The sequence below is a fragment of the Micromonospora sp. NBRC 110009 genome, assembly GCF_030518795.1.
Taxonomy (GTDB): domain Bacteria; phylum Actinomycetota; class Actinomycetes; order Mycobacteriales; family Micromonosporaceae; genus Micromonospora.
The window spans coordinates 619,385-631,968 of sequence record NZ_CP130427.1 but is presented as its reverse complement, the minus strand read 5'-3'; the positions used below and the strand labels follow the sequence as shown (position 1 = coordinate 631,968).

12 protein-coding genes are annotated in these 12,584 nt (G+C 72.5%); 7 read left to right on the top strand and 5 right to left on the bottom strand.

Annotated features, from left to right (window positions below; genetic code table 11):
- Positions 1–33 precede the first annotated feature (33 nt).
- Both Q2K19_RS02915 and Q2K19_RS02910 read right to left on the bottom strand, forming a co-directional pair.
- Positions 34–966, bottom strand: a complete 933-nt coding sequence (locus Q2K19_RS02915; protein WP_302767390.1) for a glutamate ABC transporter substrate-binding protein — start codon at positions 964–966, stop codon at positions 34–36.
- 58 nt (positions 967–1,024) lie between these two features.
- Positions 1,025–1,780: an amino acid ABC transporter ATP-binding protein gene (locus tag Q2K19_RS02910; protein ID WP_302767388.1), complete on the bottom strand. Its 756-nt coding sequence runs from the start codon at positions 1,778–1,780 to the stop codon at positions 1,025–1,027.
- Between the two features lie 198 nt (positions 1,781–1,978).
- On the opposite strand from Q2K19_RS02910, the gene selD reads away from it, so the two are divergent.
- Positions 1,979–2,968, top strand: a complete 990-nt coding sequence (gene selD, locus Q2K19_RS02905; RefSeq protein ID WP_302767386.1) for a selenide, water dikinase SelD — start codon at positions 1,979–1,981, stop codon at positions 2,966–2,968.
- A 223-nt stretch (positions 2,969–3,191) separates the two neighbouring features.
- Positions 3,192–3,671 carry a hypothetical protein gene (locus Q2K19_RS02900; RefSeq protein WP_302767383.1) on the top strand — a complete coding sequence of 160 codons (480 nt, stop codon included), beginning with the start codon at positions 3,192–3,194 and terminating at the stop codon, positions 3,669–3,671.
- A 25-nt stretch (positions 3,672–3,696) separates the two neighbouring features.
- Here Q2K19_RS02900 and Q2K19_RS02895 read toward each other — a convergent pair whose 3' ends face one another.
- Complete coding sequence (locus tag Q2K19_RS02895) at positions 3,697–3,924, bottom strand: DUF2277 family protein (protein ID WP_302767380.1); 228 nt, start codon at positions 3,922–3,924, stop codon at positions 3,697–3,699.
- A 52-nt stretch (positions 3,925–3,976) separates the two neighbouring features.
- On the opposite strand from Q2K19_RS02895, the gene miaB reads away from it, so the two are divergent.
- A complete protein-coding gene (miaB, locus tag Q2K19_RS02890; RefSeq protein ID WP_302767378.1) occupies positions 3,977–5,476 on the top strand; it encodes a tRNA (N6-isopentenyl adenosine(37)-C2)-methylthiotransferase MiaB in 1,500 nt (499 codons plus the stop codon).
- 57 nt (positions 5,477–5,533) lie between these two features.
- On the opposite strand, the gene Q2K19_RS02885 is transcribed toward miaB, so the two are convergent.
- Positions 5,534–6,742, bottom strand: coding sequence for a DUF349 domain-containing protein (locus Q2K19_RS02885; protein ID WP_302767376.1), 1,209 nt, complete (start codon positions 6,740–6,742; stop codon positions 5,534–5,536).
- 203 nt (positions 6,743–6,945) lie between these two features.
- On the opposite strand from Q2K19_RS02885, the gene Q2K19_RS02880 reads away from it, so the two are divergent.
- Genes Q2K19_RS02880 through dapF form a run of 3 tightly spaced genes read left to right on the top strand, consistent with a single transcriptional unit; the run spans position 6,946 to position 9,444 of the window.
- Positions 6,946–7,665, top strand: coding sequence for a class III extradiol dioxygenase subunit B-like domain-containing protein (locus Q2K19_RS02880; protein WP_302767375.1), 720 nt, complete (start codon positions 6,946–6,948; stop codon positions 7,663–7,665).
- Positions 7,548–8,573 carry a tRNA (adenosine(37)-N6)-dimethylallyltransferase MiaA gene (gene miaA / locus Q2K19_RS02875; protein WP_302767374.1) on the top strand — a complete coding sequence of 342 codons (1,026 nt, stop codon included), beginning with the start codon at positions 7,548–7,550 and terminating at the stop codon, positions 8,571–8,573. Before Q2K19_RS02880 ends, miaA begins: the two co-directional genes overlap by 118 nt.
- A gap of 7 nt (positions 8,574–8,580) precedes the next feature.
- Entirely contained in the window at positions 8,581–9,444 is an 864-nt protein-coding gene (dapF, locus tag Q2K19_RS02870) for a diaminopimelate epimerase (protein WP_302767372.1), read from the top strand.
- Here the strand turns inward: dapF and Q2K19_RS02865 are convergent, their stop codons facing one another.
- Complete coding sequence (locus Q2K19_RS02865) at positions 9,445–10,917, bottom strand: malic enzyme-like NAD(P)-binding protein (RefSeq protein ID WP_446839699.1); 1,473 nt, start codon at positions 10,915–10,917, stop codon at positions 9,445–9,447.
- A 197-nt stretch (positions 10,918–11,114) separates the two neighbouring features.
- Here Q2K19_RS02865 and hflX point away from each other — a divergent pair, with 197 nt between their 5' ends.
- Complete coding sequence (hflX, locus tag Q2K19_RS02860) at positions 11,115–12,578, top strand: GTPase HflX (RefSeq protein ID WP_302767368.1); 1,464 nt, start codon at positions 11,115–11,117, stop codon at positions 12,576–12,578.
- The last annotated feature ends 6 nt before the right edge of the window (positions 12,579–12,584 follow it).

Here is a 12,584-nt window from a genome sequence, read left to right as displayed (position 1 = left end):
AGCAGGCTCCCCGCCCGGTGCGGCGTCGGACCGTCAGTACCGCTCGAGCTGCGGCTTGGTCGCCGAGGAGCCGGACAAGCCGAGCGTGCCGTCGTAGATCTTCTGCCAGGTGCCGTCCGAGAACGCCGCCTCGATCTGGTCGTTGACGTAGTCGCGGAAGGCCTTGTCGTCCTTGGGCAGGCCGATGCCGTACTTCTCGGTGCTGAACGGCTGGCCGACGACCTTCAGCGCGTCCGGGTTCTGCGCGGCGTAGCCCTTGAGGATGGCGTCGTCGGTGGTCACCGCGTCGACCTTCTTGTCGAGCAGCTGCGAGACGCACTCCGAGTAGGTCTTGAACTCGACGATGTTGTTCGGCTCGGTGAGGCCCTCGTCCCGCACCCGCTGGATCGGGGTGGAGCCGGTGGCCGAGCAGACCTTCTTGCCCTTGAGCGAGTCCTTGCCGGTGATGGACGACTCGTCCTTGCGGACCAGCAGGTCCTGACCGGCGACGAAGTACGGGCCGGCGAAGGAGACGTCGTTCTTGCGCTTGTCGGTGATCGAGTACGTGCCGACGTAGTAGTCGATCTCGCCGCCCTTGATCGCGGTCTCCCGGTTGGCGGAGGCGATCTCCTTGTACTCGATCTTCGCCGGGTCGACGCCGAGCGTGCTGGCGACGTACTGGGCGATCTCGATGTCGAAGCCGCAGCGCTTGCCCTTGGCGTCCTTGTAGCCCAGGTTCGGCTGGTCGAACTTGACGCCGATGGTGACCTTGCCGGCGCTCTTGATCTTCTGGAAGGTCGCGCTGCCGGCGACGTTCGCGTCCGTCTTCGGGGTGAAGGTCACGCCCGAGGTCTTGCAGTCGTCGGACTGGGCGCCACCACTGGCGTTGCCGCCGCTGGGGGTCGGGTTGCCCTCCTTGCCGCACGCGGCGGCCGACAGGGCGAGCGAGGCCATCATGGCGACCGCCGCCACGCGCTTGTAACGCATTCTCATCTCCTTCTTCGACGAAGCCCGCCGGGGGACGGCGCGCTCCAACTACGGACGCTCAGTGGGTGAGGATCTTGGAGAGGAAGTCCTTGGCCCGCTCGCTGCGCGGGTTCGCGAAGAACTCGGCCGGCGGAGCGTCCTCGACGAGCTTGCCGTCGGCCATGAAGATCACCCGGTTGGCCGCGTGCCGGGCAAAGCCCATCTCGTGGGTGACCACGACCATCGTCATGCCGTCGCGGGCCAGGGAGGTCATCACGTCCAGGACCTCGCCGACCATCTCCGGGTCGAGCGCGCTGGTCGGCTCGTCGAAGAGCATCGCCTTGGGCTGCATGGCCAGCGCGCGGGCGATCGCCGCCCGCTGCTGCTGGCCGCCGGAGAGCTGCGCCGGGTACTTGTCCGCCTGGTTGGCGATGCCGACCCGTTCCAGCAGGGCCAGGCCACGCTCGCGCGCGGCGGCCGGCTTGTCCTTGCGGACCTTCACCGGGCCGAGGGTGACGTTCTCCAGGATGGTCTTGTGCGCGAAGAGGTTGAACGACTGGAAGACCATGCCGACCTCGCTGCGCAGCTTGGCCAGGGCCTTGCCCTCGGCGGGCAGCGGACTGCCGTCGAAGGTGATCGTGCCGGAGTTGATCGGCTCCAGTCGGTTGATCGCGCGGCAGAGCGTCGACTTGCCGGAGCCGGAGGGTCCGATCACCACGACCACCTCGCCCCTGCCGACGGAGAGTGAGACGTCGTCGAGCACGTGCAGCGGGCCGAACCACTTGTTGACCCCGTCGAGCACGATGAGCGGTTCGCCCGTCGTCACGTCGTCCACCGTCCCTGTCGTCCGTGCGGATTGGCGGGGCCGATCGACCCCCGGTTGGGCAACTGTAGGCGGGGTGATGTGGCGGAACGCAACTCGAATGGTCACGGAGCGGTAACATCGGTCACCGGCGTGCCGAGGAGTCCGAATTCCGTCACCAACCGGCCTGTCCGAGTGGCGGGCCCGGCCCTTCACGGAGATCATGTGGAGATGACCGAGCGGCTCCGGCTGACCGATTACGCCCGTGGCGGTGGCTGCGCGTGCAAGATACCGCCGGGTGAGCTGGAGGCGATGGTCGCCGGCCTCGGCCCGGCCACCGGCGCGGCCGACCTGCTGGTCGGGCTGGAGAACGGCGACGACGCCGCAGTCGTCCGGCTGGACGAGCGGACCGGGCTGGTCAGCACCGCCGACTTCTTCACCCCGGTGGTGGACGACGCATACGACTGGGGCCGGATCGCCGCGGCCAACGCGCTCTCCGATGTGTACGCCATGGGCGGCACCCCGCTCGTCGCGCTCAACCTGCTCTGCTGGCCCCGGGGCGTGCTGCCGCTGGAGCTGGCCCGGGAGGTGCTGCGCGGCGGCCAGGACGTGGCCCGGGAGGCCGGTTGCCACCTGGCCGGCGGGCACAGCGTGGACGACGACGGTCCGAAGTACGGTCTCGCCGTCACCGGCGTGGTCCGTCCGGAGGAACTGATCACCCTCGACGCCGGCCGGGCCGGCCTGCCGCTCTCGCTGACCAAGCCGCTCGGCGTGGGCGTGCTGAACACCCGACACAAGCAGACCGGGGAGCGATTCCCGGAGGCCGTCGCCGCGATGACCCGGCTCAACCGGGACGCGGCCCGCGCCGCGGTCGCCGCCGGCATCCGCTGCGGCACCGACGTGACCGGCTTCGGGCTGCTCGGGCACGCCTCGAAGCTGGCCCGGGCCAGCCGGCTCACCGTGGCCGTCGACGCGGCGGCCGTGCCGTACCTGCCAGGGGCCCGCGAGGCGCTGCGCGACGGGTACGTCAGCGGCGGCACCCGACGCAACCTGGACTGGGTGACCCCGCGGACCGATTTCGGCCGGGCCGACGAGGGGGAGCGGCTGCTGCTGGCCGACGCGCAGACCTCCGGCGGACTGCTGGTCGCCGGCGAGGTGCCGGGCGGCACCGTGATCGGCGAGCTGCTGCCGGCGAGCGAGCACCTGGTGCAGGTCCGGTGAGGGTCGAGTGGCGCTCGCTCCCCGGGAGATCCCCGTCGCGGCTGCGGCACCGTACCCGATAAACTGTCATCTTCCCGCTACTCTGGGCAATGTTGCCCCCGGAAATTTTGCCCGTAATGGTCACAGACCGGTAACTTGCCCCCGGCTGAGGCCAAATGCACTCCACCATCGTCAGTAAGGCCCGATCCGGAGGCCGGTGGGACGAGCACAGCGAGGAGGCGGAATGACCGAGCTGTGGAACTGGAGAATCGACGGTGCGGCACCGGTGGAGGTCTACCCGGCGCTGGCCGAGGCGCTCGGCCGGGTGGTGATGCCCCTCGCCGTCGCCGACCCGGCCCGACTCCCCACGTACGCGGTGATCTGCGACGTCTGGGAGGCGCCCGGCAGGTACGGCACCCTGGTCGACTGCTACGGGGTGCCCGACGACCTGCCCGAGCTGCCCAGCATCGCGGCGCTGGCCCGGCTGCTGGACCGCAACTGCCTGATGCGCGACGACACCCTCGACGCCGGGCGGCACCTGCTGGTCGCGCCGGACGGCACGATCCGCCCCGTGCACTTCGACATCGTCGAGACCGACGAGGGCGAGGTGCTCAGCGAGCAGCGGCTCTGCACCCTCGCCCACCCGGGCTGCCGCGGCTGGTCGCAGTGCCACCGCTCGCGCTGGGCGCCCGACTCGGTCGCCCCGGCCCTCGCCGCCGCCTGAGCGGCAGCGGCGCGGGCCTGCCGGGTCAGGCCCGGACCGCCGGCTGCTGACCGCGGACCAGGAGCTGGTCCAGCAGCGTCGCGGTGGCGGCGGCCACCGCGTCCACCGCGGCGTTGAATGCGGCGGCGTTGTGCGCGGCCGGGGTACGGAACCCGGAGATCTTCCGGACATACTGCAGCGCGGCCGCCCGGACGTCCTCCTCGGTGACCACCGGCACGTACGGCTCACGCAGGGTCTTGATGCTCCGGCACACGGCTCCTCCTCGTTCGGTCCGACCAGCTCGGCCCGGATACGCTGTTCCCGTCATGACTACCGCAGCCGCGGGCAGCCCGCGCACCTACCAGGTGCGCACGTACGGCTGCCAGATGAACGTGCACGACTCCGAGCGCATCTCCGGCCTGCTCGAACAGGCCGGCTACGTGCGCGCCGCCGAGGCCGACGATAACCCCGACGTGGTGGTGTTCAACACCTGCGCCGTCCGGGAGAACGCCGACAACCGGCTCTACGGCAACCTGGGTCATCTGCGCCCCGTGAAGGACAAGCACCCCGGAATGCAGATCGCCGTCGGCGGCTGCCTGGCCCAGAAGGACCGCGGCGAGATCGTCCGCAAGGCTCCCTGGGTGGACGTGGTCTTCGGCACGCACAACATCGGCTCGCTGCCGGTGCTGCTGGAGCGGGCCCGGCACAACGCCGCCGCCGAGGTGGAGATCCTCGAGTCCCTCGACGTCTTCCCCTCCACGCTGCCGACCCGGCGCGAGTCGACGTACGCCGGCTGGGTGTCGATCTCCGTGGGCTGCAACAACACCTGCACGTTCTGCATCGTGCCCTCCCTGCGCGGCAAGGAGAAGGACCGCCGCCCCGGCGACATCCTCTCCGAGGTGCGCGCCCTGGTCGACGAGGGCGTGCTGGAGGTGACCCTGCTCGGGCAGAACGTCAACTCCTACGGCGTGGAGTTCGGCGACCGCTACGCCTTCGGCAAGCTGCTGCGCGCCTGCGGCGACATCGACGGCCTCGAGCGGGTGCGCTTCACCAGCCCGCACCCGAAGGACTTCACCGACGACGTGATCGCCGCGATGGCCGAGACGCCGAACGTCTGCCACTCGCTGCACATGCCGCTGCAGTCCGGCTCCGACGACGTGCTGCGGGCGATGCGCCGCTCGTACCGGTCGGAGAAGTACCTGGGCATCATCGAGAAGGTCCGGGCGGCGATGCCGGACGCGGCGCTCACCACCGACATCATCGTCGGCTTCCCCGGCGAGACCGACGCCGACTTCGAGAAGACCCTCGACGTGGTCCGGGAGGCCCGATTCTCCTCGGCGTTCACCTTCCAGTACTCCAAGCGCCCCGGCACCCCGGCCGCCATCATGGACGGCCAGCTCCCCAAGCAGGTGGTGCAGGAGCGCTACGAGCGGCTGATCGCCACGGTCGAGGAGATCACCTGGGCGGAGAACCGGAAGCTGGTCGGGGAGACCGTCGAGGTGCTGGTCGCGGTCGGCGAGGGGCGCAAGGACGAGCGCACCGGCCGGATGTCCGGCCGGGCCCGGGACGGGCGCCTGGTGCACTTCGACGCCGGCTCGCTCGCCGGGCAGATCCGCCCCGGCGACATCGTGCACACCACCGTCACGTACGCCGCCCCGCACCACCTCAACGCCGACGGCGCGCCGTTGTCGCACCGGCGCACCCGGGCCGGTGACGCCGCCGAGGCGGGGCGCGCCCCGCGTACCCCCGGGGTGCTGCTCGGGCTGCCCACCATCGGCGCGCCGGCCGTGGCGCCCGCGCCGGCCGGCGGCTGCGCCGCCCACTGAAGCAAGAAAGGGGCCCTTGTTAACGCCAGGCGTTAACAAGGGCCCCTTCCTAACCGGTCAGCTGGTCTGCTCGGCCAGCTGGAGGAACTGACGCTTCGAGGCGAGGGCCTGCTCGGCCTCCCTGACCCGCCGGGCGTCACCGGCGGCCTGGGCCCGGGCCAGCCGCTCCTCGGCCTCGGCGACCTGCGCCCGCATCTGGGCGAGCAGGGGGCTGTCCTCCTTGGTGGTCCGCCGCCACGCCGAGTCCATGACCTCGCGGACCTTGTCGTCCACGACGCGCAGCCGGCGCTCCAGCCCGGCGGCCGCCTCGCGGGGCACCCGGCCGGCCTCGTGCCACTGCGCCTGGATGTCCCGCAGCTTCGCCTGGGCGCCCTTCGGGTCGCCGTCCACGTCGAGCGCCTCGGCCTCGGCGAGCAGGGCCTGCTTGCGCTCCAGGTTGGCGCGCTGCTCGTTGTCCCGCGCGGAGAAGACCTCACTGCGCCGGCTGAAGAACGCGTCCTGCGCCGCCCGGAACCGTTCCCAGAGCTTCTGCTCGGCCTCCTTGGACGCCCGCGGGGCAGCCTTCCACTGGGCCATCAGGTCCTTGAGCTGGTTGGCGGTGACGCCCCAGTCGGTGGACTCCTTCAGCTTCTCGGCCTCGGTGACCAGCTCTTCCTTGATCGACTGCGCCTGCTTGCGCTGCTGGTCCAGGGAGGCGAAGTGGGCGCCCCGGCGGCGGGTGAACGCGTCGCGCGCGGCGGCGAACCGCTTCCACAGCTCACCGTCGGTCTTCTTGTCGACCCCGCGGATCGTCTTCCACTCGTCGAGGATCTCCTTGAGCCGGTCCCCGGCGGTCTTCCAGCCGGTCGACTCGGCGGCCAGCTTCTCCGCCTCCTCCACCAGGGAGGTCTTGCGGGCCAGCGCCTCGCCGCGGGCGGCGTCGCGGGCCGCCTTGGCCTCGCCGGCCTTCTCCTCGGCCACGCCGGCCAGCTTGTCCAGGCGCGCGGCCAGCGCGTCGATGTCGCCGACCACGTGCGCCTCGGCCAGTGAGCCGCGGATCCTCCGGATCGTGGTCAGCGAGTGGCCGGCGTCCGCCGCGCCCGAGTTGAGCCGGGCCTCGGTCAGGTCCACCTCCGTCACCAGGTCGGCGAAGCGCCGGGCGAAGTGGGCCAGCCCCTCCTCCGGGGCCCCCGCCTGCCAGGATCCGACCACCCGCTCGCCCTCGGCGGTCTTGACGTAGACGGTGCCGTCCTCGTCCACCCGTCCGAAGGCAGTCCAGTCGCTCATGTGCCCATCCTCGTTCTCCCGGCGTCGACGGGGCTGCCCCCTCGATCGCCGCCACGGCGCAGCAAAGTTACTTCCGGCATTGTCACAGGTCCGACCCCGTCCGTGTCGAGCGCCTGTCGTCGACCGTGACCATACGGTGTCGTAGCGCCTCGATGACCGGATCGGCGCGGGGACGCACCGGGGGATACGGATAGGTTGAACGGGTGCCTCTGGTCGCCGCCGCCGTCTGCCCCCACCCGCCCCTGCTCGTACCCGAAGTGGCCGGCGCCGCGGCCGGCGAGCTGGACGACCTCCGGGCCGCCGGCGACGCCGCGCTGACCCGGCTGTTCGCCGCGGCCCCTGAGGTGGTCCTGCTGGTCGGGGGTGGGCCGCGGAGCGAGGTGTTCCGGCCCGCCGACCACGGGTCGCTGCGGGGCTACGGCCTCGACCGCCCGGTCCCGCTGTGGCGGCAGAACTGCGCCGGGGGCGAGCGGCTGCCGCTGAGCCTGACCATCGGGGCCTGGCTGGTCGGCCGCTCCGGCACCGACCTGCCCCGGCTGGCCCGCGCGGTGGCCGCCGACGCCTCGCCGGTCGAGTGCGCCGAGCTGGGGTCGACGATCGTGGCCGAGGCGGAGCGGCGTACCGCGCTGCTGGTGCTGGGGGACGGGTCGGCCTGCCGTGGGGTCAAGGCGCCCGGCTACGACGACCCGCGTGCGCCCGCGTACGACGAGGGGGTTGCCGCGGCCCTGGCCGGCGCGGACGCGGCGGCCCTGCTCGGCCTGGACCCGGTGCTCTCGGCGGAGCTGAAGGTGGCCGGGCGGGCGCCGTGGCAGGTGCTGGCCGGCGCGGTCCGCGCGGCGGGCGGCGACTGGCGCGGCGACCTCAGCTACCACCAGGCCCCCTACGGCGTTGCCTATTTCGTGGCGAACTGGGAGCGGGTGTGACCCGGACCGTGGTGGCCGTGGTCGGGCCGACCGCGGCGGGGAAGTCGGCGCTGAGCATCGCCCTGGCGCACGCCCTCGACGGCGAGGTGGTCAACGCCGACTCGATGCAGCTCTACCGGGGCATGGACATCGGCACCGCGAAGCTGACCCCGGCCGAGCGGGAGGGTGTCCCGCACCACCTGCTCGACATCTGGGCGGTGACCGAGCCGGCCAGCGTCGCCGAGTACCAGAAGCTGGCCCGCGCGGCGGTCGACGACATCCTGGCCCGGGGCCGGGTGCCGCTGCTGGTCGGCGGTTCCGGTCTCTACGTGCGGGCGGTGCTGGAGCAGTTCGAGTTTCCCGGCACCGACCCGGCGGTGCGGGAGCGACTGGAGGCGGAACTGGCCGCGGGCGGCCCGGCCCCGCTGTACGCCCGGCTCCGCGAGGCCGACCCGGTGGCCGCGGCCGGCATCCTGCCGACGAACGGGCGGCGGATCGTCCGGGCCCTGGAGGTGATCGAGCTGACCGGCGCCCCGTTCACCGCGTCGCTGCCGGAGCCCACGCCCTACTACCCGTCGGTGCAGCTCGGGGTGGACCTGGACACCGCGCTGCTGGACGAGCGGGTCGCACTGCGGGTGGACCGGATGTGGGCGGACGGCCTGGTCGCGGAGACGCGGACGCTGGTCGGCCACGGCCTGCCGGAGGGGCGTACGGCCAGCCGCGCGCTCGGCTACCAGCAGGTGCTGCGCTTCCTGGCCGGGGAGCTGACCGAGGTCGAGGCGCACGACGAGACGGTCCGGGCCACCCGGCGGTTCGTCCGCCGGCAGCGCTCTTGGTTCCGGCGCGACCCGCGGATCCACTGGCTGGACTCGGCCTCGCCTTCGTTTCTGGACACGGCCCTGCGGTTGGTCGCCGAGCATCGGGAATGATGGGGGCGTGGAGTTCACCAAGGGCCACGGCACCGGCAACGACTTCGTCATCCTGCCCGACCCGGACGGCGCGCTGGACCTGACGCCGGGGCTGGTCGCCGCGCTCTGCGACCGGCGGCGCGGGATCGGCGCGGACGGCGTGCTGCGGGTGGTACGCGCCGCCAAGCATCCGGAGGGCGCCGCCCTGGCCGGCGAGGCCGAGTGGTTCATGGACTACTGGAACTCCGACGGCTCGTTCGCCGAGATGTGCGGCAACGGCGCCCGGGTCTTCGTCCGCTACCTGCTGGAGACCGGGCTGGCCAGCCCGTCCGGCGCGGCGCTGCCGGTGGCCACCCGGGCCGGCGTCGTGCGCGCGCGGGTCGAGGGGGAGGCGGTCGCGGTCGAGATGCGCCGCCCCCGGCTCTACGACACGGGCACCGCCACCATCGGCGGGCTGACGCTGACCGGCGCGGCGGTGGACGTCGGCAACCCGCACCTGGTCTGCGCCCTGCCCGCCGGCCTGGAGCTGGCCGGCCTGGACCTCACCCGGGCGCCCGACGTCGACCCGGCCGTCTTCCCGGCCGGGGTGAACGTCGAGTTCACCGCCCCGGGCGAGCCGGTCGCGGGCACCGATGGGCACGTGCTGATGCGGGTCTACGAGCGGGGCTCCGCCGAGACGCTCTCCTGCGGCACCGGCGCCTGCGCGGTGGCTGCGGTCGCCCTGCGCGACGCCGGCCGGGAAACCGGCGCCATGGCCGTCGACGTCCCCGGCGGCCGCCTCACGGTGACGCTCACCGACGACTCCTGCTGGCTCTCCGGCCCCGCCGTGCTGGTCGCCACCGGCGAGGTGACCCCCTCCGCCCTCACCCCTCACGGCCCCCGAGTGAGTTGATCAAGGGGTGGCGCTGGCGTTGGCGGCGATCTCGGGGAGGTCGGCGGGGCCCGGGTCGGCGGCCGGCGGCGGCGTGGTGGCCGGGTTCTGGGCGGCGGCGCGGACCGCCGCCGCGACCGCGGGGGCGACGCGGGAGTCGAAGACGCTCGGCACGATGACCGTCGGGTTGATCTTGTCCTCGCCGACCACGTCCGCGATGGCCCGGGCGGCCGCGATCGCCATCTCCTCGGTGAACTCCTCGGCGTGCGCGTCGAGCATGCCGCGGAAGACGCCGGGGAAGGCGAGCACGTTGTTGATCTGGTTCGGCTGGTCGGACCGGCCGGTGGCGACCACCGCGGCGTGCTTGCGCGCCTCCCGCGGGTCGACCTCCGGGTCGGGGTTGGCCAGCGCGAAGACGATCGCGTCCTTGGCCATGGTGGCGATGTCCTCGCCGGTGAGCAGGTTCGGTGCGCTCACCCCGATGAAGACGTCCGCGCCCCGGACCGCCCCGGGCAGGTCGCCGGAGTAGTTCTCCTTGTTGGTGTGCTCGGCCAGCCACTGCCAGGCCGGGTTGAGGTCGGGCAGCCCGCGGTGCAGGGCGCCCTGCCGGTCGTACGCGATGATGTCGCCCACGCCCTGACGGAGCAGCAGCTTCATGATCGCGGTGCCGGCGGCGCCGGCGCCGGAGACCACCACCCGGACGTCCTGGAGCTGCTTGCCGACGACGCGCAGCGCGTTGGTCAGCGCGGCCAGCACGCAGATCGCGGTGCCGTGCTGGTCGTCGTGGAAGACCGGGATGTCCAGCGCCTCGCGCAGCCGGGCCTCGATCTCGAAGCAGCGCGGCGCGGCGATGTCCTCCAGGTTGATCCCGCCGTACGCGGGCGCGATCGCCTTCACGATCGACACGATCTCGTCGGTGTCCTGGGTGTCGAGCACGACCGGCCAGGCGTCCACCCCGCCGAAGCGCTTGAAGAGCGCCGCCTTGCCCTCCATCACCGGCAGCGAGGCGGCCGGGCCGAGGTTGCCCAGGCCGAGCACGGCGGAGCCGTCGCTGACCACGGCCACGGTGTTGCGCTTGATGGTGAGCCGGCGGGCGTCGGCCGGGTTCTCGGCGATCGCCTGGCAGACCCGGGCCACGCCCGGCGTGTACGCGCGGGACAGCTCGTCGCGGGTGCGCAGCGCGACCTTCGAGCTGACCTCGATCTTGCCGCCGAGGTGCAGCAGGAACGTCCGGTCGGAGACCTTGCGGACGTCCACGCCCTCGAGCGCGGTCAGCGTCTTCACCACCTGGTCGGCGTGGGCGGCGTCGGCGGTGTCGCAGGTGAGGTCGACGACGACGTGGGCCGGGTCGGAGTCGACCACGTCGAGGGCGGTGACGATGGCGCCGGCCTCGCCCGCCGCGGTGGTCAGCCGCCCGATGGACGAGGCGTCCGCGGGTACCGCGATCCGGATCGTGATCGAGAATCCGGCGCTCGGCAGTCGGGTGATGGCCACGAAGAACTCCTCCGTCATTGCTGATCGGCTCGCCTGGCATTTCTACTCGCCCGCCCAGCTCGGTCGGCATCCGACCCCGCTACCGGTGGGTAGCGCCACGGGCATATAGCAGGTGCGTCGGGCGTTGTCACATGTCAGGATTGCTCGTACGCGCGGGAAATCCCCCGGCAATGCACATAACGGACAGGAGACGCGGTTTGCGAGAGCAGGAGACCTTCCTTCCCTACGAGGACGACGAGCTCGAGGCCACCACCGGCGAGTTCGAGCTGTCGGAGCGGCAGGCGTTGCGGCGGGTCCCCGGCCTCTCGACCGAGCTCACCGACATCACCGAGGTCGAGTACCGCCAGCTCCGGCTGGAGCGGGTCGTCCTGGTGGGCGTCTGGACCGAGGGGACCCAGGAGGACGCGGAGAACAGCCTCACCGAGCTGGCGGCGCTGGCCGAGACGGCCGGCTCGCAGGTGCTGGAGGGGCTGATCCAGCGGCGCAACCGGCCCGACCCGGCCACCTACGTCGGTCGGGGCAAGGTCGACGACCTCGGCGCGGTGGTGCTCTCCACCGGGGCCGACACGGTGATCTGCGACGGTGAACTCTCCCCGTCCCAGCTGCGCAACCTGGAGCAGCGCACCAAGGTGAAGGTGGTCGACCGGACCGCGCTGATCCTCGATATCTTCGCCCAGCACGCCAAGAGCCGCGAAGGTAAGGCACAGGTCGAGCTGGCCCAGCTCGAATACCTGCTGCCGCGGCTGCGCGGTTGGGGTGAGACCCTCTCCCGGCAGACCGGTGGTAGCGGTCGCGGCGGTGGCGCCGGCGGCGGCGTGGGTCTGCGTGGTCCCGGTGAGACCAAGCTCGAGACCGACCGGCGCCGGATCCGGCACCGGATCGCGCGGCTGCGCCGCGAGATCAAGAGCATGACGACGGTACGCCAGACCAAGCGCGCCCGCCGGACCCGCAACGCGGTGCCCGCGGTGGCCATCGCCGGCTACACCAACGCCGGCAAGTCCAGCCTGCTCAACCGGCTGACCGGGGCGGGCGTGCTGGTGGAGAACGCGCTGTTCGCCACCCTGGACCCGACCACCCGCAAGGCCACCACCTCCGACGGGCGGCTCTACACCCTCTCCGACACGGTCGGGTTCGTCCGGCACCTGCCGCACCAGATCGTCGAGGCGTTCCGCTCGACGCTGGAGGAGGTCGCCGACGCCGACCTGGTGGTGCATGTGGTTGACGGCACCCACCCGGACCCGGAGGAGCAGGTCCGGGCGGTCCGCGAGGTGCTCGCCGAGGTGGGCGCCGACCGGCTGCCGGAGCTGCTGGTGGTGAACAAGATCGACGCGGCCGACGAGGAGACGCTGCTGCGGTTGAAGCGGCTCTGGCCCGAGGCGATCTTCGTCTCCGCCCACGCCGGGCGCGGGATCGACGGGCTGCGCGAGGCGATCGAGCAGCGCCTGCCGCGCCCGGCCGTCGAGGTCCGGGCCGTGCTCCCGTACGACCGGGGCGACCTGGTGGCGCGGGTGCACCGGCAGGGCGAGGTGCTGAGCACCGCCCACCTGCCGGAGGGCACGCTGCTGCACGTGCGGGTCGGTGAGGCGCTCGCCGCCGAGCTGGTGCCGTACCGGGCGGGGGACCGGCTCACCGTGGACGAGCGGGTCGGCGTCGGGGGCTGAGAGCTC

Bases quoted from the DNA above. Each gene is read 5' to 3' on its own strand.
- Q2K19_RS02915 (WP_302767390.1), bottom strand. From the start codon at position 966: ATGCGTTACAAGCGCGTGGCGGCGGTCGCCATGATGGCCTCGCTCGCC.
- selD (WP_302767386.1), top strand. From the start codon at position 1,979: ATGACCGAGCGGCTCCGGCTGACCGATTACGCCCGTGGCGGTGGCTGC.
- Q2K19_RS02900 (WP_302767383.1), top strand. From the start codon at position 3,192: ATGACCGAGCTGTGGAACTGGAGAATCGACGGTGCGGCACCGGTGGAG.
- miaB (WP_302767378.1), top strand. From the start codon at position 3,977: ATGACTACCGCAGCCGCGGGCAGCCCGCGCACCTACCAGGTGCGCACG.
- Q2K19_RS02885 (WP_302767376.1), bottom strand. From the start codon at position 6,742: ATGAGCGACTGGACTGCCTTCGGACGGGTGGACGAGGACGGCACCGTC.